The organism is Pseudomonas sp. MHK4 (assembly GCF_054600775.1).
In genome coordinates this window covers 35,563-56,989 of record NZ_BAAIAK010000015.1, presented here as the reverse complement: position 1 = coordinate 56,989, position 21,427 = coordinate 35,563, and the positions used below count along the sequence as shown (strand labels likewise).

Genomic DNA, 21,427 nt, shown 5'->3' with positions numbered 1-21,427 from the left:
TTTTGCATCAGTGGGCGATGCACACCGATTTGAGCTCGGTGTAGGCCTCGATCACCGCACGCCCGAACTCACGCCCCATGCCCGATTGCTTGACGCCGCCGAACGGCATCGCCGGGTCGAGCAGCACGTGGGCGTTGACCCAAACCGTACCGGCTTCGATGCGCGGCACCAGGTTCATGGCCTTGCCCAGGTCGTTGGTCCACAGGCTGGCGGCCAGCCCGTAGCGGTTGTCGTTGGCCAGCGCGATGACGGCGTCTTCATCGTCGAACGGCATCACGCCCAGCACCGGACCGAACACCTCTTCGCGCGCCACGGCCATGCTGTGGTCGATGTCGGCGAGGATGGTCGGCTGGACGAAGAAACCCTCGCCTTCCAGCAACTCGCCGCCCGCCACCACCCGTGCACCTTCCTGGCGGGCCAGTTCGATGTGCTTGAGCACGCTTTGCTGTTGCTTGCGCGACACCAGCGGGTTGATCGCCGCTTCGCCGTTCATGCCCGCGCCAATCGGCATGGCCGAGACCGCCGTCGCCAGGGCTTCGACAAACTGGTCGTGGATCGAGCGATGCACGTAGAAGCGCGAGGCCGCCGCGCACACCTGGCCATTGTTCAGCAGGCCGCCGAGGATTGCGCCCTGTACGGCTTTTTCGATGTCCGCATCGGCGAGCACGATCATCGGGTTCTTGCCGCCCAGCTCCAGGGAGAAGCGCGTCATGTTTTCCATGCACGCCACGCCGACGCTCTTGCCCACGGCCGTGGAGCCGGTGAACGACACTTTGCTTACCAGCGGGTGCGCGGTCAGCACGCCACCGACCGATGCTCCGCCGCCGGTCACCACATTGAACACGCCCGCCGGAATGCCCGCTTCGAGGGCCAGTTCGGCCAGGCGCATGGCGGTCAAGGGGGTTTCCATCGCCGGCTTGATGATGACCGTGCAACCGGTGGCCAGCGCCGGCATCAGTTTCCAGGCGGCGATCAGCAGCGGGAAGTTCCACGGCACGATGCCCACCACGACACCCACCGGCTCACGCTTGGTGAACGCGGTGAATTTGGCGCCTGGCGGCAGCGGGATTGACACATCGAAAGTCTGCCCTTCGATCTTCGTCGCCCAGCCGGACATGTAGCGCATGAACTCCACCGTGGCGTTCAGGTCCAGCGCGCGGGCCATGTTGATCGACTTGCCCTGGCTCAGGGTTTCGAGCTGCGCCAGCTCTTCGGCATGCTCTTGCACCAGGCGGGTGAAATTCAGCAGGATGCGCTCACGGTCCGCTGGACGCAGGCCCGACCACACGCCGGACTTGAAGGCCTGGTGCGACGACTGCACGGCGCGCTCGACGATTTCCAGGGGCGCGTCGAGGGTTTCGCACAGGGTTTGCCCGGTGGCCGGGTTGACCACGGCAATGCTCGGGCCTTCGGCAAACACCCACTGGCCATCGATAAAGCAGCCGTGCTGGCGATCGAGGAATGCAGCAACCTGCGGCAGGATTTCAACGTTGCTCATGAATCACCTTCAATTCTGTTGTTCTTTGAGGAAGCACACGACCGCCTGGCGATCATCTGCCGAAGCCATGCCCATGTAGGGCATGTAGGTGCCAGGCACATAGGCCTGGGGTTGGGTGATGAGTTGCGCGATGTTCTCGGCTTGCCAGTCGATGTTCTTGTTGCGCATGGCTTGCGAGTAGTTGAAGCCTTCCAGCGAGCCGGACTTGCGCCCGACCACACCCGAAAGGTTCGGCCCCATCATGCCGGTCGTGCCTTTGGTCACCGCATGGCAGACCCCGCATTCATTGGCGAACAGTTCGGCGCCACGACTCTTGACCGGTGCGCAATCGGCCGCCAGGGCGGCCTGGGCCAGGGTGAGGGTCAACAAACCAACGAGGGGCAAACGCAGGGTGGCGAACATAGGAAACGACCTTGAAAATCCACGCGTTCGCAAGCAAGCGAACGTCAACACAGAAAGTGCCGAGGCAACGGGGCTTCGGCAGGTTGAGAGGGATTGTCGGTGCTGCGCGATTCGCAGGGTTTGCCCTGCGTGCCAGTTGTGTTGGCGGTTCTGCCAAACTGCTGCATGGGCAACACCTGCGATAGCAAAGCGACATTCAAAGTTCTGCCTATACTGCAACCCAGCCGCCCCTGATCACCTGCGCCGAGGAACTGCTGGATGAATGTGACCGACTATTTTGATCGAGCAAGAATCATCAATATTTCGTCGAGAAAGGATCGCCGCGTAGAAACGGTGGAAGAATTCGCGCGTAACGGTTTTCCCTTCGATCATGAAAAAGTCAGCTTTTTCCAGGCGGTAACGCCCAGTGAGGACGATGGCTTCCCGAGCATCGGCGCCCGGGGCTGCTTCATGAGTCACCTGGGCATTCTGGAAGAGGCGATCCGCCTGGATGTGAAAAACATCCTGATCCTGGAGGATGACATTCAGTTTTCCAGGCGCATTTGCGAGTACGGGAAACAGGCCATCGAGTCCCTGCAGGGCATGGAGTGGGACATCGCCTACTTCGGCCACCCGTTTGAAGGCGACTCCAGCTCGCCCTCCTGGAAAGCGGTCGACCAACCCATACACCTGTCGCATTTCTATGCGGTAAACGGCAAGTGCATTACCCGGTTGAGGGACTTCTTGCTGCAGATCCTCGAGCGCCCGCCGGGGCATCCGGACGGCGGCCCGATGCACTATGACGCCGCCCTCAACACGCTGATTCATTCGAACAAAGACGTCCAGGCCTACTACTTCACCTGGAATCTTGGTTATCAAAGACCCTCGCGCACCGACCTGCACGCGCTGTCGCTCTTCGACAGGACGCCTGTCCTGCGGGACGTCATGGGCATGCTCAGGAAGTTGAAGGCGAGAAACCTGAGACGAATTCGCTAAATCGAAAAACCTCCCTTCCCGATCAGTGCACTGACCTGTGCACTGTCACCCTGCCCTGCAATCTGGCAAGCACAACCAACTCTTTGGCACCGAGGCAACAAGGCGCAAAAAATCCCGGCATTAGTATCTGGCGGGACGCAAACCTGCGCTCAAGAACAAGAACGGATGCCACACCATGCTCAAGTCCCCCTTGCTTCGCCTCTCGACCCTGGCGCTGATGATCAGTGCTGGCCAGGCGAGCGCCTACGAACTCTACGCCTCTGACGACAGTCATTTGAACGCCACCCTGGAAGCGGTCTTCGGCGTTTTCCACAGCCAGGAAAACTATGCCCTGTCGGGTCGTCTCAATGAAGGCTCGTCGTCGTGGCGCGAGGGCTACATCAAGTACGGCCTGAGCTTCGACCAGGGCCTGGCAGGTGTCGGCACGGCTTACGGCGCGGCGAACATGCTCAGCTCCGGCACCTGGGGCGACGGTGATGCCGCCGGCTTCACCGACGGTTCCGAACGCACCACCAAGTTCGAAGACGCCTACCTCGGCTGGCGCTCCAGCGACCTGTTTCCCGTGCTGGGCGCTGACGGCATCGACCTGTCTTTCGGCCGCCAGAACATCATGGTCGGCGACGGCTTCCTGATCAACGGCGATGCATTGAACCTGGGCAAAGGCCTGGCGGACGGCGAGTTCAATCGCGGTGGCGCCTACTGGCTGGCCGCGCGCAAGGCCTTCGACGAAACCGCGGTGCTGCGCATCGGCGGCAAGGAAGGCTGGCGCAGTGACCTGATGTGGTTGAAATCCAACAACCGCGCCCAGGCCATGACCGAAATGTACGTCGGCACCCTGGAACACGTGTCCGAGGCCGGTACCGTCGGCCTGACCTACATCGACACCACGGACGTCGACGAGCAGTACGCCTCACCCGCGCAACTCGAGCGCGATGGCATGAAGACCTACAGCCTGCGCGCCACCGGCAACGCCGGGGTCAAGGACCTGTTCCTCTCCGGCGAATACGCCAAGCAGGACAAACCGCACACGGCCACCGAGGACGCCTGGTACCTGGAAGCCGGCTGGACCTTTTCCGACGCCGCCTGGACGCCGTATGCCGGTTACCGCTACAGCCGTTTCTCGGAAGGCTACGACACGCTGTTCTACGGTTTCAGCCGCGGCTTCGGCACCTGGTTCCAGGGTGAAGTGGCGGGCAACTATGCCGGCCCGTTCAACACCAACTCGCGCATCCAGCAACTCAAGTTCACCGTCACGCCCCTGGAGAACCTGACCGTTGGCGCGATGTACTTCAACTTCGACACCATCGACCGCGACCTGGGCAACACCGATGGCCATGAGGTCGACCTGTACGCCGAATGGCACCTCAACGACCACCTCACGGTGATGCCGCTGATCGGTGTGTTCCAGCCGGACAAGAGCGCTGACCAGGGCGGTACGCAGTTGGGCAACAACGACCAGAACCTCTACAGCCAGGTAATTTTCGCCACTACTTTCTAAGTCATGCCGGGGCAGTGGCGCATCCGCTGCCCCCGTGGAAAAAGGCTTTTCCCATGCACAGAAAATTTCTCACGATCCAGAGCAAGATCACCCTGCTCGCCGGCCTCTGCCTGGTGTTGGTGGTGGGCTTGCTGATGGGCCTGTCGCTCTACCAGACGCACCAAAGCAGCCAGCAAGTGGCCCGGGCCAGCAGCGACATGCTCGCCGCTGCGGCCAAGCAACACATGCAGGCCCTGGGCAAAGTGCAGGCCATGCAAGTGCAGCGCACCTTCATGCAGACCCACGAATACGGCCAGGGTTTATCGCGGTACCTGCTGTACCTGAGGCAACTGCAACAGCAGGGCAATCTGACCCGCCAACAACTGCGCCAGGCGCTGAGCACCCAGCTTCACCAGGCCCTGATCGACAAGCCCGACCTGCTCGGGCTTTACGTCATTTTTGAACCCGACGCGCTGGACGGTGCCGACGCCGGCTTTGCCGACAAGCCGGACCTGGGCAGCAACGAAACCGGACGCTTCTCCCTGTACTGGGTGCAGAGCAAACCCGGCGAACTGCAAGCGGTGATCGGCGATGAAGGCCTGCTGGCCAACACCGAGCCGGGGCCCAGCGGCACACCGTACAACGCCTTCTATACCTGCGCCCGCGACACCCGCCAGGCCTGCGTGCTGGAGCCCTACTTCGACGAGGCCTCGGGCAGTCGCAAACTGGTGACCAGCGTCGCTTTCCCGCTGCTGGAAAACGGCAAAGTCATCGCCGTCGTCGGCCTCGACATCAACCTCGCCGCGTTGCAACAGAACAGCGAAGCCAGTGCGCTGCAGCTGTTCGACGGCCATGGCCAGATCAGCATCGTCAGCCCCCGTGGCGTGATCTCCGCCAACAGCCAGGACGCCGGCCGCCTCGGCCAACCGATGGACAACGCCCAGGTGATGGACGCCTTGGGCCAGGGTCGGCCCAAGGTGTTTGTCGATCCGCAGCAGATCACGGTCCTCGAACCGCTGCCACCGATTGCCGGCGCCGCGCCCTGGGGAGTGCTGGTGGGCGTGCCGCAAGACGTATTGCTGGCACCGGTCGCCACCCTGCAACAGCAACTCGATGCCCAAGGCGTGCAAAGCACTGCGCTGGAACTGCTGCTCGGTGGCGGCTCGGCCCTGCTTGGCCTGCTGCTGATCGGGTACACGGCACGGCGCATCACCCGGCCGCTGCAAGTGCTGACCCGGGTCATGGAGGACATCTCCCTCGGCGAAGGCGACCTGACCCGGCGCCTGCAGGTGCAGTCACGGGATGAAATCGGCCAGCTGGCCACGGCGTTCAACCGCTTTGTCGACCGCATCCATCACTCGATGCGCGAAGTGTCTTCAGCGGCCCATGGCGTCAACGAAGGTGCCCGTCGTGTGCTGGACGCCTCCAATTCGTCGCTGAGCAATTTCGACGACCAGTCCAGCCGTACCAACAGCGTCGCCGCCGCGATCAACCAGTTGGGCGCCGCTGCCCAGGAAATCGCGCACAACGCCTCCGATGCCTCGCAGCAGGCCTCCTCCGCCCGGCAACAGGCCGAGGACGGTCGCCAGGTGGTGCAGCGCACGATCGAGGTGATGAACGAACTGTCCGGCAAGATCAGCGCGTCGTGCAGCAACATCGAAGTGCTCAACGACAAGACCGTGAACATCGGCCAGATCCTCGAAGTGATCAAGGGCATCTCCCAGCAAACCAACCTGCTGGCGCTCAATGCCGCCATCGAAGCGGCGCGGGCCGGTGAAGCGGGCCGTGGTTTTGCCGTAGTCGCCGACGAGGTACGCAGCCTGGCCGGGCGCACCCAGACCTCGGCGCAGGAGATCCAGCAGATGATCGAGGAGCTGCAAGTGGGCGCCCGCGACTCGGTCGCCACCATGACCGAAAGCCAGCAGCACAGCGCAGAAAGCGTCACCATCGCCAACCTCGCCGGCACCCGCTTGAGCAGCGTGACCCAACGCATCGGCGAGATCGACAACGTCAACCAGTCCGTCGCCGCCGCCACCGAAGAGCAGACCGCCGTGGTCGAAGCCTTGAACGTCGACATCACCCGGATCAACACACTGAACCAGCAAGGGGTGGAGAACCTGCAGGCGACGTTGCGGGCTTGTACGGAGTTGGAGCAGCAGGCGGCAAGGTTGAATCAGTTGGTGGGGAGTTTTCGGATCTGAGATAGCGGTTGTCTGATCTACCGTCTTCGCGAGCAAGCTCGCTCCCACAGGGTGCGGTTGTGAACACAAACTTTATTCACACCCGCAATCACGGTGGGAGCGGACTTGCCCGCGATGAGACCATCAAACCCACCATCGCCAGCGTCTGACGCTCGGCCCTCCAGGGCAAGTTACAGTGATCTAGAATGTTTTAAACCGCCGGAAGATCCATTCTGTAACCCGCCCCTGGTGCACCTTCATGCAACGCCGACTGAATTCTGGAATACAAGGCATTCGCCTCCGCAGTTGTGATTGACCGCGAGCAGTCACGTAATACAACGCGCAGCAGTACATTCTCCTGACCCGGCAATAATCCGAGCCGCTCTATGGCCTGGTCGGGCAAATCCGAGGACTGCCAGCGCCCCTTGACCTGCATCTCTTCGATCCAGTCAGAACAGTCGCCCGCAGCCTGCAACATTCTTTCGGTCAACACCTCTTCGCTCAATCCCGGTGTTACAGCGAGCGAAATATCACGAGCAATCGAAGGCAAACGCGATACGGGGCTCCACGGTTTCAGATCATGCATCTGCGCCCGTACTCGTTCGTTCTGGTCGCGCAGCAATCGAATGTCCGGGATGCCTTTTCGCAACATAGTCAGTCGATCCAACCCCATTCCCAGCGCGAGCCCACCATGTTGCAAGGGATCTATTTTCAGTCGCTCCAATAAAGACTTCGCAATACGACCGCACTCCAGCACCTCGACCGGAGCACCATCATTCAACACATTCACCTCGTTTCCACCCTCCGTGTAGTGATGCGGGCTATCGCTGTAGATCCAAGACTTATCAGGTACGGCCGATTTGAGGATATCGCCGACCAGACGCAACAAATGTTCATGAGACGCCAGCTCCGGATCACCGAGCACCCAAATATCCATCTGATGCGGTTCCGCACAGTGCCAACGGTCCCGGCTATCGCGGCGGAAAGTGATACCGGGTGCGGCCAGCAATATCGTCTCCCCCGGTTGCCGGGACTGAGCGGCACGCTGTAGCGCCGCCGGAATTTGACTGGTGGTTTGGGTGCGCAACAAAGAACACTCGTCGACCCAACGGGTGTGGGCACTTCCGAGGGTGATTTCCGTTGAGTCATAACCGAGCAAACCGTAATTTTCCTCAGCGGACACAATCCGCGGCCCGGTCAATATTATCGCTTGGGGCCAGCCTTTTTCAGTCAGGCCCTGAAGGATCTCCTTGAGTAATAACCGAACGGCGTGATCAGGTGTAGCGGCTTCTGTTAGATCGACCTGTAACAGGGCCTGATGTACAGATTTGTCCGTAAGGTATTTCTTTGATTCCTGCACTAAATAACCCCTTATGAATATTTAATACTGGCCCTCAAAAAAAGAGAACCCACAAGACACGTTAACGACTTCAGACCGACAGGCACAACCCAGAATCGATGAAAATCGGAATTTTCGGAATAGGACTACAGACACTCCCTACACAAATAACCCAGAGAGATTTACAACATCTACAAGAGAATAATTCAATCTAAAAACCTGTATACAAACCATTTAACACACCAAAAAAATCTGTATTAATAACTCCGCCCCATGAAAACCGGGGCGGACAAATCAAAAACATAAAAAGGATGACCAAATGAACAAAAAAATCTCCACCATCGAAAAGCTCAATCGCATTACTTCCGGTCCGGAAAACTTCGGCTGGGACCCTTGGCCTGGGCTCACACTGAAGATTAAATGATGCAAATGGGCGTCAAGAGCACTCTTGCCGCCCATTGACAACACAAGGAGGTACTCATGTCACAATCAACAATGATAAAGACTCTTTTTGGTGAGGATACACCATCAATAATTTCCGACTCGAAAAGCTTTTTGCACGAATGTTCGAAGCTGGGCTTCACAATCGCCAACATCTCAGAAATTGAAAGTCTCCCAGAAAACAGCATTATTTTTTCTTTCACGAACGCCGCAGCGAAATTGACGTTCGAGATAGCGAAGAACACACAAATCAAGAAAAGTATATTTTGTGCCATGCAAGTATTTGACCCTTCTTTAGAAAGCTCGGTCTATAGCTTACAACTCATATTGAAGAGTTATTTTGAACAGGCGCTAAGCAAACAGAGAAGCGTCCTAACCATGCTTAATTCACACGACTCATTTTTATTAACCGGAAATGATGCTGACGCGCAGGTTACAATTTTCCCTCACGCTCAACCTTATGCACTAATTGCAGAAGACATAGAACATGACTTTGTTCATTCTGTGGCGGAATTTTTTGAAGTTCATTACGCTCACATGAATCCACAAGCCCCCTGCCCGTTCTCTTTCAGTGGAACCTTGAAAATCTCTGGAATACTAACTGTACTTAGAAAACCAATCCCTACACTGCCAGAAGGAGTGAAGACCTCACTCATATGGCTAAGCAAACGAATATGTGAAGAAGGGGCAGTATTATCTGTCGAAGATAACACCATAATTTCGCTAAAAATCAGCGAAGAAGAACATGTGAAATTATTGGATCTTGCGGCAGGTCCTCGGGGGGTTAAACTGACTGAATTTGCTATAGGGGTTAACGATGCTATCGCGACTAGTATTGATTACAAAATAAATTCTCAATTAAATGAAGGGATCAGCGGTGTTCATTTAGCTATCGGCGACGGTTCCTCTGGATATCACATCGATTTTCTTAGTCCAGACGTGCACGTCAGCCCAGCATACTAGCAAACACAACCTCCATGATATCAATCGAGTCATCGCGACATCACCCACACTACCTGATCTACAGTAATCTCTCTAACATTCAACACAAGCGAACCTTCAGCGTATTGCTAATTACAACATCTACGCGAACAAACTCGCCTTCACACTAGATCACCCTCGGACATTTCCTCTGTGTCCGCTGGAGATCTAGTGTAGGAGCGGGCTTGCCCGCGAAGAGGCCATCAAATCCAACACTCATAGTGCCTGACACTCCGCCTTCGCCGGCAAGCCAGCTCCTACAAGGATCTCCTGCGGACTGAAAAGCCTCACCCAATCTGGCACCCACAACCAACCACCTGGCATGCGCACAAACATGCCGCGTCGCACCCCACGCGTAGTATCGAAGCGCGTAAGGCAACGCTGAACCCCTCCATTCCTCACTAAAACAATAAATCGACCTTCGGGTCGCGGGAGATTTCTGTGCTCAAGAAAAGTGCGTTGGGCTGGCCTAAGATCGCCGGCCTTGGCATTGCATTGGTGGTGGCCGGGCAGTTTTCCGGCTGGAACTTTGGCCTGGCGGCCGGTGGCTGGCTGAACATGCTGGTCGCCACTTTGTTGATGGCGCTGCTCTGCGGCGGACTGGCGTTGTGCGTGGCGGAACTGTCCACCGCGTTGCCCAGTGCCGGCGGTGTGTTCGTGTATGCGCAAAGTGCGTTCGGGCCGTTCGTGGGTTACCTGGTCGGGGTGGCTTGTGCGTTGGCCTTGACCATCGGCACCGGCGCGGCGGCGACCTTCATTTGCGCCTACACCGAGTCGATTTTCGGTCTTGGCGGCTGGCCGGTGAAGATCGCCCTGTTCGCGGTGATCATCGGTATTCACCTGCGCGGCGTGGGTGAGGCCATGGGCCTGACGTTCATTGCCGGGGTGATCGCCGTCGTTGCCCTGCTGACCTTCGGCGTCGCCATGGCACCGCATATCGAACTGGCCAACCTGCTGGCGTTGCCGGCCAATGTATCAACCCCGCTCAGCCTCGGCGGCGTCTTCGCCTGCGTGCCGTTCGCGATCTGGCTGTTCATCACCGTCGAGCAGACCGGTTCGGCGGCTGAGGAAGCGAACGATCCCGGCCGTACGATGCCCCGCGGCATTCTCGCCGCCATCGGCACCCTGTTGGTCACCGCGCTGGTCGTGCTGGTGTGCGCACCGGGCGCTGGCGGTGTCCAGTTGGTGGGCTCGGCGGGCGACCCGCTGTATGCGGCGATGTCCAGCAACAGTGCGTTCGGCGCGGACTCGTGGCTGGCCAAGGTGATTGGCTGCGGCGGCGTGTTCGGTCTGATCGCCACCTTCTTCTCCCTGGTTTACGCGGCCTCCCGGCAGTTGTTCGCGATGGCCCGCGACGGCCTGTTCCCGCAGTGGCTGGGCAAGACCGGCAAGCGCGGCACGCCCTGGCCGGCGCTGTTGTTGATCGGCGCCATCGGCCTGCCATTGTCGCAAGTCGATCCGGCTACCGTGATGCTCGCCGTGGTCCTGCTGCTCAACGTCTGCTACCTGTTCATTTTCGGCGCCTACCTGCGCATCAAGCGCAGCCAGCCAGACCTGCCACGCCCGTTCATCCTGGCTGGCGGCAAGGTCGTCGCCTGGCTGGGCCTGGCGCTGACGCTGGTGGTGATCGCTGCCTGCTTCCAGCTCGACCTGCTGATGCTGATCGCCCTCGGGGTGACCTTCGCCCTGTGCATTTTCAACTTCCTGCTGCGTACCCGTCGCAGCCCTGTCATCGAGGTTCCAGACCATGCCTGAAGCGACCCTTTTGCAACGCCGCCACCGCGTGCTCGGCAGCGCCTCCCCGCTGTTCTACGACAAGCCCCTGCATCTGGTGCGCGGCGAAGGCGTGTGGCTGTTCGACGTCGAGGGGCGGCGCTACCTCGATGTCTACAACAACGTGCCTTGCGTCGGGCACTGCAACCCCCACGTGACCGACGCCATGCACCGCCAGGCCACTACGCTGAACATTCACACCCGCTACCTCGATGAGCAGGTGGTGCGTTATGCCGAGCGATTGACCGCGACCTTCGCCCAACCGCTGGACACCGCGATGTTCACCTGCACCGGCACCGAGGCCAACGAACTGGCGCTGCGCCTGGCGCGCTATGCCAGCGGCGGCACCGGCATCATCGTCAGTGACTACAACTACCACGGCAACTCGGCGTCGCTGGCCGAAGTCACCACCGCCCTGCCCTCACCGGAACCCTTCGCCGCCCATGCCCGCGCCGTACCGATTCCATGCCTGTACCACGCACCGGCCGGCACCACGCAAACGCAGCTGGCCGAGCAATACGCGGCCAACATCGCCGCAGCCATCGCCTCGCTGCAGGCCCAGGGCATTCGCCCGGCCGCGCTGCTGATCGACACCTTGTTCGCCAACGAAGGCTTGCCAAGGGTGCCGGCCAGCTTCGTGGCCAAGGCCGCCGAGTTGATCCGCGCCGCCGGTGGCCTGTTCATCGCCGATGAAGTGCAATCGGGTTTCGGTCGAACCGGCGAGCACCTCTGGGGCCATCAGGCCCACGGGGTCGTGCCGGACATCGTCACCCTGGGCAAACCCATGGGTAACGGCTACCCGCTGGCGGGGCTGATCACGCACAAGGCGCTGGTCGAATCCTTCGGCCGCCACGCCATGTACTTCAACACCTTCGGCGGCTCGCCCGTGGCGGCGGCCGTCGGCATGGCGGTGCTGGATGTGATCGAGGACCAGCAACTGCTGCGCAATGCGCAAAGCGTCGGCGCCTACGTGCAGCAACGCCTGCAAGGGCTGGCGGGCAAGCACTCGATCATCGGCGATGTGCGCGGCAAGGGCCTGTTCTTCGCCATGGAGCTGGTGCGCGACCGGGCCAGCAAGGAACCCGCCGGGCTGCAAGCGCGCAAGGTGGTCAACGACATGCGCGAGAACGGCGTGCTGATCAGCAAGATCGGCGCCGGCGACAACATTCTCAAGCTGCGCCCGCCGCTGGTGTTCAGCCGCGATCACGCCGACCTGTTCGTCGATACCCTGGACCACGCCCTGAGCGCAATTTGAGGCCCCTGCCATGACTGAATTCCATACCCTGAACCATGATCAGCAAGTCGCCCGCCTGCACGACCTGGCGCGCCGCGCCCTGCAACACTGGGAGGGTGAGTTCGGCGACATCGAACTGGTGAAATACCGCGAGAACGCGGTGTTCTCTGCCCGCCGCCACGACGGTCAGCGGGTGGCACTGCGTATCCATCGCAATGGCTATCACTGCGAAGCGGCGCTGCGCTCCGAGCTGCAATGGATGGAGGCGCTGGAAAGCGCCGGGATTACCGTGCCGCAGATCATTCGCGCCCAGGACCAGCGTCACCTGATCGAAGTAAGCCATGCCGAGATCGGCCAACGCCATGTCGACATGCTCGCCTGGTTGCCCGGTGCCACCGCCGGCACCTCGGAGGCCGGGGTACAGGCCGATACCGAGATCGACTTTCTGTTCGCCGAGGCCGGCAAGATGGCAGCGCGCATTCATCTGCATTCGGCGGACTGGCAGCAGCCGGACGAGTTTGTCCGGCATGCCTGGGACGAGGAAGGCCTGATCGGGGCGAATCCGTTCTGGGGGAGATTCTGGGAGCTGGAGCAACTAAGCGATGAGCAAATGGACCTGCTGCAACAGGCCCGGCGCGCGGCTCGGCGCGACTTGCGTGAATACGGCCGGCACCTGGGCAACTTCAGCATGATCCACGCCGATCTGGTCCCGGAAAACCTGCTGATCGAAGGCCCGCAGTTGCGCCTGATCGACTTCGACGACGCAGGGTTCGGCTGGCACATGTTTGAACTGGCCACCGCCCTGTACTTCTGTCTCGATGACCCGCGTTATGAGCAGATCAAGGCGGCGCTGTTGGAGGGTTACCACGCGGTCAAGCCGCTGACCGAGGCGGATCGCCAGACCCTGGCGCTGTTCCTGATGCTGCGCGGCACCACGTACCTGGGCTGGATTCATACCCGCCAAGGCACGCCGACGGCGGTTGAAATGGCGCCGATGTTGATTGAGCGGGCCTGCAAGTTGGCTCGGGAATATCTGCAGGCCTGATCCACCGCTTTCGCCAGCAGGCTGGCTCCCACAGGATTTGCGCCGGACACAATACCTGTGTTCTCAGGAGATCCCTGTAGGAGCGGGCCCGCGAAGGGGCCATCACTTCCAACATCCATGTTGACTGACACACCGCTTTCGCGGGCAAGCCACGCTCCTACAGGTTTGTGTCGCTCACAAATGGTGTGATCGACACAAACCCTGACGCGGTTCCGATCAAGCCGCGCTGGCGTGTTCCAGGCGATGGAACACGCGGTTGAAGTACACCAGGCTGTCGCGCGGTTCGCGCACACCGACATTATCCAGCTCCACGAACATCACCGAGTGCGAACCCACTTCCTTGCACTCGCTGATCCGCCCCTGCAGTTGCACCAGGGCATCGCGCAGCACCGGCACTTCGGCGGCGCCGTCGTCCCACAGGTCCCAGGCAAAACGTTCGGCCATTGGCACCTGGGTCATGCCGGCGAAGTGACGGGCCAGTTCTTCCTGTTCGCCACACAGCACGTTGACGCACAGGCGACCGTTGGTGCGGAACACGTCATGGGTGGCGCTGTTGCGGTTGACGCACACCAGCACCGTGGGCGGCGAGTCGGTGACCGAGCACACGGCGCTGGCGGTGATGCCGCAGCGCCCGCCCGGGCCATTGGTGGTGATGATGTTCACCGCAGCAGGCAGCTGCGCCATGGCGTTGCGAAAGTCGATTTGCTGCTGGCTCAGGTCGGCCATGTCGATGCCCCTTCCTTCAGGTGGACCGCGAGGAAAGCGGCCCGTAGGTGATGGAACAAGACTAAGGCTGCGGGCACGGCGCAACCATTCTGACGATCCCCATGGCGAGGTTGGGTTTCCGCTAGTCGACTAGGTGGTTTCTTTATCGCAAGGGCCGCCGACAGTGGGTATCCTGCTTACAGGCTGGAAAAACGACAGCCGATGCGTGCCGCGCGTTCGCGTGCGAAAACAATAATTAGAAATTTTCGTGGCAGCCCCTGATGCAAACCCGCAAACCGATTGTTTACATCGTTGACGATGACAAGGATCTGCGCACCTCCCTGGCCTGGCTGCTCGAGTCAGTCAGCGTGCAGGCGCAATGCTTCGCCGGCGCCGACGAGTTCCTCAGCCAGTACGACCCCCAGCAGCCCGCCTGCCTGGTGCTGGATGTGCGCATGCCGGAAACCAGCGGTTTCCAGTTGCAGGAGATCCTCAACCAGCGCGGCAGCACCTTGCCGACCATTTTCGTCTCGGCCCATGGCGACATTCCGATGTCCGTCACGGCGATGAAGAACGGCGCCCTGGACTTCGTCGAGAAGCCTTACAACCCGCAGCAGATGATCGACCGCATCCAGGCGGCGCTCAAGACCGCCGTGCACGCCCAGGCCGATCAGCAGCAGCGCCAGAACCTGCAGGGCAAGCTGGCGCTGCTGACCAGCCGCGAGCGTGAGGTATTGATGCTGGTGATCGATGGCAAGGCCAGCAAGGTGATCGCCCGGGAGCTGAACATCAGCGTGAAGACCGTTGACGTGCACCGCACCAAGATCAAGGAAAAGATGGGCGTGAGCAGCATTGCCATGCTGGTGCGCGAAGTGCTGCATCTGCCGGTGGATGAGCCGGCGCGGCACTGAGGTATCTGCGGCGGTCATGAGGCCGCCATCGCCAGCAGGCTGGCTCCCACAGTGGATCTGCAGCGAACACAAATCCTGTGTACCCCAGAAATCAAATGTGGGAGCCAGCCTGCTGGCGATGAACGATGACGCGGTGTCAGTGCTGGCTGTAGCGCTTGCGATACGCACCTGGCGACACGCCAAAGCGCGATTTGAACGCCGACGAGAAGTAGCTCGAATCCGAGAATCCCCAGGCATAACACAGCGCCGAAAGCTTCTGCTCCACATCGCTGCGCCGCAGGTTTTGCGCGCAGAAGTCCAGGCGTCGGTGCTTGATGTATTGCGCTACCACCAGGCCGCGCTTGGAGAACATCCGGTACAGGCCGCGCACAGAGATGCCCACTTCACGGGCGATCAGTTCCGGGCACAGTTCTTCGTCGCTCAGGTGCGCGTCGATGAAGGCGATGATTTTGCGGAACTGCCGCTCATGGGAATCGGCAGCGCTGTCACGGGCGCTGATCCCCGGCAGCAACAGGCTGGCCAGGGCGTCGAGCACCGCTTCGCTTTCCTGCATGTCCAGCCCTTCCTGCTGACGAGTCTCCAGCACCAGCTTGTTGGCCATTGCCGCCAGCGGGCTGTTGGCGCCGATGCGCGTGGCGCAGTTGACGGCATTGAAGTGCGAACCACGCTCGACCACCTGACGCGGCAAAATCAGCGACAGCTGTCGGCAATCGTCGTTGTAGATCATGTCGCTCGGGCGACTGGCGTCGATCAGGGCGATGTCGCCACAGCCCAGCTGCGCGCGGTTGTCGCCCTGTTCCAGGTGCGAGCTGCCGCGCAGCTGGAACACCGCGTAGTAGTGGCCGTCGCTGCCGGTGCTGACGTCCTTGCTGGTGCGATACAGATGCACGTGCGCCATGTCGACCACACTGAGGTTGATCGCGCCGCTGCGAAATTCCGTCAGTTGGCCGTAAAAGTCGGTGTCCAGCGCCCGGGCGTCGAAACGCCCGCAGGCCTGGTTCACCTGGCTCAACCAACTTTCGAACGCCTCATTGCGCACCGTCGATGCTGTAGTCATGTCCGCAAAGCCTCAGGTTTTTTGTTGTTTTTTCTCGACCGCTTCGTCGAGCGGTTCGGTAACACGGTTTTTTCTGTAGCCATCACCTCCCTCGATGGCCGCCGGGCGCCATTCAACAAGCTCCGGCGTCAGCTTTCCAGTGAAGAAAGCGCTTAGATGTCCAATACCAGACGAGCGGAAAGTGCCCGGGAAACGCAGGCGCAGATCTGCTTGTTGGAGGCCTTTTCCTTGTTGGAAAGGCAGTTGTCGCGGTGCTCCGGCACGCCGTCCAGCACCTCGACGATGCAGGTGCCGCAGATGCCTTCGCGGCACTCGGTGTCGATGTCGCAACCATGGGCTTGCAGCACATCGACCAGGCTGCTGTCGGCCGGCACGTGCAGCACCACGCCGGAACTGGCCAGCTCCACTTCGAAACCGCCGGCCGGCGCGCTGTTGGCGGCCGGGTCTGCGGCGAAGTGTTCCAGGTGAATGGCCTCGTCCGAACGCGTGCGTGAGGCTACTTCCACCACTTTGTTCATGAACGGTGCCGGGCCGCAGGTGTAGACGTGGGCCGCAGGGTTGGCGCGTTCCAGGCAGGCGCTCAATGCGCTGTCCAGGTCGGCCGGCTCCACGCCGTAGTGGAATTGCACATGATCGGCAAAATTCGTCGCCAGCAGCTGGGTAAACGCAGCGTATTGCGCCGAACGGGCGAAATAATGCAGGCGATACGGCTGGCCGCTTTCAGCCAGTCGATAGGCCATGCTCAGCAGTGGCGTCACGCCGATACCGGCGGCGAACAGCACATGTTCGCGGGCACTTTCATCAAGACGGAACAGGTTGCGTGGCGCCCCCATTTCCAACTCCATGCCCTCTTCCACCTGCTCGTGCAACGCCAGGGAGCCACCGCGCGACTGCGCTTCTTTCTTCACCGCCACCAGATAGGCGCGGCGATCCTCTGGCGGGCTGCACAGCGAATACTGGCGCGTCACCCCGGTCGGCCCGGTGAGGTCGACGTGGGCACCCGGTTCATAGGTGTCGAGCGGCTGGCCGTCACTGCGCACGAGGCGAAAGGAACGGATATCCAGCGCTTCGTCGACGATCCTTTCGATCTTCACCTTCATCATTGCATCACCTGAATACTGTTGTTTTGGGTACTGCACCTTGTAGGAGCGAGCTTGCTCGCGATGAACCTGAGAACAACACGGGGTGTCAGGTTTCCCGCGTTATCGTTAGCGGCCATCGCGAGCGAGCTCGCTCCTACAGGGGGCATTTTTCTGTTGCTCAGCGCATGAACAAGCCGCCATTGACGTCCAGGCACGCGCCCGTTACCGACGTTGCGTTGTCGGCGATCAGCAACAACACGCTGTCGGCGATGAACGCCGGGTCGCCGAGGGTGCCGGCCGGGATCATTTTCAGGATCTGTTCCAGACGCTCCGGGGCCACAGTTTCGCGCACCACCGGCAAGTCCAGGGGGCCTGGCGAAATGCTGTTGACTGTCACTCCTTGCGGCGCCAATTCACGGGCGAAGACCTTGGTCAGGGTCGCCACGCCACCCTTGGCCGCCGCATAGTGGGCGCCGGTGGCGGTGCCGCCGTTCTGTCCGGCCAGGGAGGCGATGTTGACGATGCGACCAAAACCACGCTCGGCGAAATGCGCGCCGAACACCTGGCAGGCGACGAAAGTGCCGCGCAGGTTGATCGCCATCGACTCGTCGAACTCTTCGGGCGTGATGTCCATCAGCGCCGCGACTTTCGACACGCCGGCGTTATTCACCAGGATGTCAGTGCCGCCCCAGTGCGCGGCGAGCAGGTCGCGGGCGCGCTGGAAGTCGGCCTTGCTGCGCACATCCAGCTCGATCGCGACTGCAGTGGCGCCGCTGCCATCCAGCTCGGCGGCCAGTTGTTGCACGCCATCAAGGCGCACATCGGCCAGGCCGACGCGATAACCGGCTGCGTGCAGACGGCGGGCGATGCACTCGCCCAGTCCGCGCGAGGCACCCGTTACGAGGGCTACTCGACTCATGATGTTGCCCTCACAAAAGGAAGCCGAGCGCGCTCAGGCTGTCGGTGGAGTTGATCAAACGCACAACCTTGCGCTCCAGGGTCGGCACGCCATCGGTGAAGCGGATGCGGTGATTCAGGTCGGCCACGAAGGGTGTGTGCACCCCGCGTTTGTAGGCGTACAGCAGCTGCGCCGAATTGACTTCGACGATGTCACCGGCGGCTTCCACCAGGCGGAAACGCGAGACGGTGCGGATGGTTTTCGCCGCGTCCACCGCCGACGGCGAGTAGCCGGCGGTCAGGCGTTCGATGCGCAGGTCACGCATGCGTGCGTCGTCGTAGGCGTAGTTCAGCGTCGCTTCGAAATCCTCGGTGTCCGGGTCGATCGGCACGATGTACTTGCCGCTCTCGCTCCACAGGGTCGCCCACTCGGCGTAGTGCTTGTGGTCGAGCAGTTCGGCTTCGCGCCAGATGAATTCGATGGCCTGGGCCAAAGGGCCGGTAAAACCGTTCAGGGTGTCGTGATTGCTCATTGGCTCATCATCCTTTTCCACATGTCGTAGGCTCCGCGCATGCCGCCCTCGTCGGTGGCGTGGCTGACCTTGTCGCCGTTTTCAGCGGTGATTTCGCGGTTCAGGCCGCGGTTGACCAGGATTGGCGCGTCGGCGCCGGCGTACGAGCCGCGTTGCACGCGATCCCAGGCTTCGGCATCGTCGGGGCTGCCGAAACCGAACGGGCCCTGGAAGTGTTCGTGGATGCGCATGCGTTCGCGGTTGGCGATTTCCGGGCCGCCGTCCATGCCGAGGGCGACGTGACGGATCTCGGTCTCGGTGACCGACACCGGACGCAGCACACGCAAGAACGACATCGACATGGCGATGTTCGGGAACAGGTTCAGGTTGAAACCGGCGCCGTGCAGCGAGCGCACGATGCGACGCACTTGATCCGCCGGCATGGTTTTCGACAGTTCCTCGGTGACGTGGGCGAAGCGTTCCTGCAACTGCTCGGTGCCATCGTCGTGATCCAGATCGACGTGTTCAGGCACCATCACCATCACGCTATGGCCATTGCCCAGCGAGTGAGTGACGGCTTGCTCGTCGGTCATGAACGAGAGCATTTCCGAGGTTTCTTCATCTACCGAGGACATGAACGACTTGTGCACGATCGGGAAGTGGTAACCGTCGGTGGTGTTTTCCAGCTGGATCTTCCAGTTGCCCTTGAAGCTGAACTTGTGTTCGCCCTGGGTCTTGATCGGGTAGCCGGCGCCCTGCTTCATGAACAGGTCCATCCAGTGCTTGGCGCCGCCGAGGAAGTCTTGCAGCGGTTCGATCTCGTCGTTGTAGCTGGCGAAGACCATGCCGGCGTAGCTTTCCACGCGCAGGCTGGTCAGCGGCAGTTCGGACTTTTCCAGGATGCCTTCGTAGCCATCCGGATACGGCAGAGCGCGCAGCTTGCCGTCCAGGCCATAGGACCAGCTGTGGTACGGGCAGGTGAAACCGGTGGCGTTACCCTTGTGCTTCTCGCACACGGTGGCGCCACGGTGGCGGCAACGGTTTTCCAGCACGTTGATGTTGTTCTTCTTATCGCGAACGACGATCACCGGGCGACGGCCGATGGTGGCGGTCTTGAAGTCGCCGCTGTTGCGCACTTCGCTTTCGTGGGCAACCCACACCCAGGTGCGGTAGAAAATCTTCTCGAGCTCGGCTTCGAACAGCGCCGGATCGTTGTACAGCGAGACGTCGACGCGGTCATGCTGGACCAGGTCTTCGGGGCTTTTCGACGATGCGATCAGCCGGTATTCATGAGTGCTCATGCGGTTCTCCTCATGGCTTCTTTTTATGATTGATTAGTAGAGGCTTGCAGTTGCGCACCAAAGGCGCAGACCAGTTCGTCCTGGCCTTTGCGACCGACAATCTGCAGGCCGACTTTCAGCCCGCCGCAATCGAGTTCCACCGGCACCGTCAGCGCCGGATGGCCGCTGAGGTTGAACGGACGCACCAGCGGCGTCATGCCGGCCACAGCCTTGCTGCCGCTACGCGCTTCGCTCAGCGTGGGTGGAAGGCTCGGCAGCGTCGGCAACAGCAGCACGGCGAATTCTTCCAGCGCGGCATCCACCTGTTGGGTGAAACGTGTACGCACGGTTTCAGCCTCCGCGAGCTCTTCACGAGTAGTGCGGCTGGCTGCCAGCAGACGGGTTTCCACGTCGGCGCCGATCAGGCCCTTGCCAGTCAGGTGACCGAACGCGGCCCAGTTCTCGAAATTGATCACGGTCAAGCCGGCAGCGAACGCAGCTTCGAATTCGCTCAATTGCAGATGGCTGCGGCGCCAGCCCGCGCGGTCGGCGGCAGCCCCGAGGCTGGCTTGCAGATGTGCGTCGCAGGCCACGTCGAGGAAGCCGACCTTGGCGCCGTCAGCGGGCAAACCCTGCACGGCGAAACCCGGGCAAATCACCTGCATGGCGGCGATCAGATCGTCCATGTTCCTGGCGAACGGCCCGACGCAATCGAGGCTGGATTGCAGCGGATGCGCGCCCACGCGGCTGACCCGGCCGTACGTCGGCTTGAGCCCGGCGATGCCGCAGCAGGCCGCCGGCACCCGCACCGAACCACCGGTGTCGGTGCCGATGGCGATGTCCGCCAACCCGGCCGCGACCGCCGAAGCCGAACCGCTGGAGGAACCACCAGGCACACGATCCGGTGCTTGCGGGTTGATCGGTGTGCCGGTCCAGTCGTTGATGCCGGTGACGCCAAAGGCCAGTTCGTGCAAGTTGGTCTTGCCGACGATCTGCCAGCCGGCGTCGAGAATGGCGTCCACCACATCGGCATTTTTTGTCGCCGCCGCTGCATCGGCAAACGCACGGCTGCCAGAGCGGGTCGGGTACCCGGCAATGTCGATGGAGTCCTTGATGGCCACGCGTTTGCCGTTGCCACCGAGGAGGAATTCACTGATGAAAGTACTCATGCATTGAGCTCCGTGTTGAACAGCCGTTGCGTACGCAAATGCGCGATCAGCCAGGTGCCGTCGACACAGCGAAAATCGATGTTCAGGCGGGTGCCGAACAGCTCGTTGCGGCCATCGGCGTAGGTGGAAATCTGCTGCATGATCCACTGCCCTTGCGCCGTGCTGCCGTCGACCAGGATCGACTCGCTGGTGAGGTAGTGCAGGTTCAGGCGGAAGTGGTCCGAAGGCGGCAGGTAACCTGCGACAAAGGCGGCCACCGCTTCACGTCCACGGTGTTGGCCAAACGTCTGCGCGGTGGTACTGCCAACGCCTTCCCAGATCGCATCGATGCAGAACAGCTCAGCCAACTCGCTGACATGGGCAAGCGCCCTCGGCACATCGCACAGGTCCATGTAGCGCGCCATCAAGCGACGCACTGCGCTTTCCCCTTCGAGCGTCTGAAGACGCTGCAGCAAGGCCTCGTTCATGG

General features: G+C 61.0%; 19 protein-coding genes and 1 pseudogene. 9 read left to right on the top strand and 11 right to left on the bottom strand.

All coding sequences use genetic code 11. The features are described from left to right. Positions 1-7 precede the first annotated feature (7 nt). Positions 8-1,498, bottom strand: coding sequence for an aldehyde dehydrogenase family protein (locus tag ACYP2Q_RS27315; RefSeq protein WP_459733319.1), 1,491 nt, complete (start codon positions 1,496-1,498; stop codon positions 8-10). A 9-nt stretch (positions 1,499-1,507) separates the two neighbouring features. Further along, positions 1,508-1,900 carry a c-type cytochrome gene (locus ACYP2Q_RS27310; protein WP_459733318.1) on the bottom strand — a complete coding sequence of 131 codons (393 nt, stop codon included), beginning with the start codon at positions 1,898-1,900 and terminating at the stop codon, positions 1,508-1,510. A gap of 258 nt (positions 1,901-2,158) precedes the next feature. Between ACYP2Q_RS27310 and ACYP2Q_RS27305 the strand changes: the two genes are divergently transcribed. The 4 genes and pseudogenes from ACYP2Q_RS27305 to ACYP2Q_RS27290 all read left to right on the top strand — a co-directional run bounded on the left by ACYP2Q_RS27305 (position 2,159) and on the right by ACYP2Q_RS27290 (position 6,553). Continuing rightward, complete coding sequence (locus ACYP2Q_RS27305; protein WP_459733317.1) at positions 2,159-2,875, top strand: glycosyltransferase family 25 protein; 717 nt, start codon at positions 2,159-2,161, stop codon at positions 2,873-2,875. 175 nt (positions 2,876-3,050) lie between these two features. After that, positions 3,051-4,373, top strand: coding sequence for an alginate export family protein (locus tag ACYP2Q_RS27300; RefSeq protein ID WP_459733316.1), 1,323 nt, complete (start codon positions 3,051-3,053; stop codon positions 4,371-4,373). 53 nt (positions 4,374-4,426) lie between these two features. After that, positions 4,427-5,695 (top strand): annotated as a pseudogene (locus tag ACYP2Q_RS27295) (HAMP domain-containing protein); the annotation flags it as partial. A gap of 18 nt (positions 5,696-5,713) precedes the next feature. Then, entirely contained in the window at positions 5,714-6,553 is an 840-nt protein-coding gene (locus ACYP2Q_RS27290; protein WP_459733395.1) for a methyl-accepting chemotaxis protein, read from the top strand. Positions 6,554-6,743: 190 nt separating this feature from the next. Here the strand turns inward: ACYP2Q_RS27290 and srmL are convergent, their stop codons facing one another. Then, a complete protein-coding gene (srmL, locus tag ACYP2Q_RS27285) occupies positions 6,744-7,892 on the bottom strand; it encodes a PheS-related mystery ligase SrmL (RefSeq protein WP_459733315.1) in 1,149 nt (382 codons plus the stop codon). 459 nt (positions 7,893-8,351) lie between these two features. On the opposite strand from srmL, the gene ACYP2Q_RS27280 reads away from it, so the two are divergent. The 4 genes from ACYP2Q_RS27280 (at position 8,352) to ACYP2Q_RS27265 (ending at position 13,345) form a co-directional block, all read left to right on the top strand. Then, on the top strand, positions 8,352-9,275 hold the full coding sequence (locus tag ACYP2Q_RS27280; protein WP_459733314.1) for a hypothetical protein: 924 nt from the start codon (positions 8,352-8,354) through the stop codon (positions 9,273-9,275). Positions 9,276-9,734: 459 nt separating this feature from the next. Continuing rightward, positions 9,735-11,048: an amino acid permease gene (locus ACYP2Q_RS27275; protein WP_459733313.1), complete on the top strand. Its 1,314-nt coding sequence runs from the start codon at positions 9,735-9,737 to the stop codon at positions 11,046-11,048. Next, positions 11,041-12,321 carry an aspartate aminotransferase family protein gene (locus ACYP2Q_RS27270; protein ID WP_459733312.1) on the top strand — a complete coding sequence of 427 codons (1,281 nt, stop codon included), beginning with the start codon at positions 11,041-11,043 and terminating at the stop codon, positions 12,319-12,321. Before ACYP2Q_RS27275 ends, ACYP2Q_RS27270 begins: the two co-directional genes overlap by 8 nt. A 10-nt stretch (positions 12,322-12,331) precedes the next feature. Continuing rightward, a complete protein-coding gene (locus ACYP2Q_RS27265) occupies positions 12,332-13,345 on the top strand; it encodes a phosphotransferase enzyme family protein (RefSeq protein ID WP_459733311.1) in 1,014 nt (337 codons plus the stop codon). A 216-nt stretch (positions 13,346-13,561) separates the two neighbouring features. Here the strand turns inward: ACYP2Q_RS27265 and hpaC are convergent, their stop codons facing one another. Next, positions 13,562-14,071, bottom strand: coding sequence for a 4-hydroxyphenylacetate 3-monooxygenase, reductase component (gene hpaC / locus ACYP2Q_RS27260; RefSeq protein WP_459733310.1), 510 nt, complete (start codon positions 14,069-14,071; stop codon positions 13,562-13,564). 260 nt (positions 14,072-14,331) lie between these two features. Here hpaC and ACYP2Q_RS27255 point away from each other — a divergent pair, with 260 nt between their 5' ends. Beyond that, entirely contained in the window at positions 14,332-14,961 is a 630-nt protein-coding gene (locus ACYP2Q_RS27255) for a response regulator transcription factor (RefSeq protein ID WP_274076163.1), read from the top strand. Between the two features lie 136 nt (positions 14,962-15,097). On the opposite strand, the gene feaR is transcribed toward ACYP2Q_RS27255, so the two are convergent. The 7 genes from feaR to ACYP2Q_RS27220 all read right to left on the bottom strand — a co-directional run bounded on the left by feaR (position 15,098) and on the right by ACYP2Q_RS27220 (position 21,425). Continuing rightward, the gene (gene feaR / locus ACYP2Q_RS27250) at positions 15,098-16,018 is read right to left on the bottom strand and encodes a transcriptional regulator FeaR (protein ID WP_459733309.1); all 921 of its coding nucleotides are present in this window, start codon (positions 16,016-16,018) and stop codon (positions 15,098-15,100) included. A 152-nt stretch (positions 16,019-16,170) separates the two neighbouring features. After that, positions 16,171-17,121, bottom strand: a complete 951-nt coding sequence (locus ACYP2Q_RS27245; protein WP_459733308.1) for a PDR/VanB family oxidoreductase — start codon at positions 17,119-17,121, stop codon at positions 16,171-16,173. A gap of 157 nt (positions 17,122-17,278) precedes the next feature. Continuing rightward, the gene (locus ACYP2Q_RS27240) at positions 17,279-18,019 is read right to left on the bottom strand and encodes an SDR family NAD(P)-dependent oxidoreductase (RefSeq protein ID WP_459733307.1); all 741 of its coding nucleotides are present in this window, start codon (positions 18,017-18,019) and stop codon (positions 17,279-17,281) included. 10 nt (positions 18,020-18,029) lie between these two features. Next, positions 18,030-18,530, bottom strand: a complete 501-nt coding sequence (locus tag ACYP2Q_RS27235) for an aromatic-ring-hydroxylating dioxygenase subunit beta (RefSeq protein ID WP_459733306.1) — start codon at positions 18,528-18,530, stop codon at positions 18,030-18,032. Next, positions 18,527-19,810: an aromatic ring-hydroxylating oxygenase subunit alpha gene (locus ACYP2Q_RS27230; protein WP_459733305.1), complete on the bottom strand. Its 1,284-nt coding sequence runs from the start codon at positions 19,808-19,810 to the stop codon at positions 18,527-18,529. Before ACYP2Q_RS27230 ends, ACYP2Q_RS27235 begins: the two co-directional genes overlap by 4 nt. 23 nt (positions 19,811-19,833) lie before the next feature. Further along, positions 19,834-20,958 carry an amidase gene (locus ACYP2Q_RS27225; RefSeq protein ID WP_459733304.1) on the bottom strand — a complete coding sequence of 375 codons (1,125 nt, stop codon included), beginning with the start codon at positions 20,956-20,958 and terminating at the stop codon, positions 19,834-19,836. Then, entirely contained in the window at positions 20,955-21,425 is a 471-nt protein-coding gene (locus ACYP2Q_RS27220) for a nuclear transport factor 2 family protein (protein WP_459733303.1), read from the bottom strand. Before ACYP2Q_RS27220 ends, ACYP2Q_RS27225 begins: the two co-directional genes overlap by 4 nt. Positions 21,426-21,427: the final 2 nt, after the last annotated feature.

Bases quoted from the DNA above. Each gene is read 5' to 3' on its own strand.
- ACYP2Q_RS27265 (WP_459733311.1), top strand. From the start codon at position 12,332: ATGACTGAATTCCATACCCTGAACCATGATCAGCAAGTCGCCCGCCTG.
- ACYP2Q_RS27235 (WP_459733306.1), bottom strand. From the start codon at position 18,530: ATGAGCAATCACGACACCCTGAACGGTTTTACCGGCCCTTTGGCCCAG.
- ACYP2Q_RS27305 (WP_459733317.1), top strand. From the start codon at position 2,159: ATGAATGTGACCGACTATTTTGATCGAGCAAGAATCATCAATATTTCG.
- ACYP2Q_RS27225 (WP_459733304.1), bottom strand. From the start codon at position 20,958: ATGAGTACTTTCATCAGTGAATTCCTCCTCGGTGGCAACGGCAAACGC.
- ACYP2Q_RS27245 (WP_459733308.1), bottom strand. From the start codon at position 17,121: ATGATGAAGGTGAAGATCGAAAGGATCGTCGACGAAGCGCTGGATATC.
- ACYP2Q_RS27290 (WP_459733395.1), top strand. From the start codon at position 5,714: ATGCGCGAAGTGTCTTCAGCGGCCCATGGCGTCAACGAAGGTGCCCGT.
- ACYP2Q_RS27230 (WP_459733305.1), bottom strand. From the start codon at position 19,810: ATGAGCACTCATGAATACCGGCTGATCGCATCGTCGAAAAGCCCCGAA.
- feaR (WP_459733309.1), bottom strand. From the start codon at position 16,018: ATGACTACAGCATCGACGGTGCGCAATGAGGCGTTCGAAAGTTGGTTG.
- ACYP2Q_RS27270 (WP_459733312.1), top strand. From the start codon at position 11,041: ATGCCTGAAGCGACCCTTTTGCAACGCCGCCACCGCGTGCTCGGCAGC.
- hpaC (WP_459733310.1), bottom strand. From the start codon at position 14,071: ATGGCCGACCTGAGCCAGCAGCAAATCGACTTTCGCAACGCCATGGCG.
- ACYP2Q_RS27315 (WP_459733319.1), bottom strand. From the start codon at position 1,498: ATGAGCAACGTTGAAATCCTGCCGCAGGTTGCTGCATTCCTCGATCGC.
- ACYP2Q_RS27220 (WP_459733303.1), bottom strand. From the start codon at position 21,425: ATGAACGAGGCCTTGCTGCAGCGTCTTCAGACGCTCGAAGGGGAAAGC.
- ACYP2Q_RS27240 (WP_459733307.1), bottom strand. From the start codon at position 18,019: ATGAGTCGAGTAGCCCTCGTAACGGGTGCCTCGCGCGGACTGGGCGAG.
- ACYP2Q_RS27310 (WP_459733318.1), bottom strand. From the start codon at position 1,900: ATGTTCGCCACCCTGCGTTTGCCCCTCGTTGGTTTGTTGACCCTCACC.
- ACYP2Q_RS27280 (WP_459733314.1), top strand. From the start codon at position 8,352: ATGTCACAATCAACAATGATAAAGACTCTTTTTGGTGAGGATACACCA.
- ACYP2Q_RS27255 (WP_274076163.1), top strand. From the start codon at position 14,332: ATGCAAACCCGCAAACCGATTGTTTACATCGTTGACGATGACAAGGAT.
- ACYP2Q_RS27300 (WP_459733316.1), top strand. From the start codon at position 3,051: ATGCTCAAGTCCCCCTTGCTTCGCCTCTCGACCCTGGCGCTGATGATC.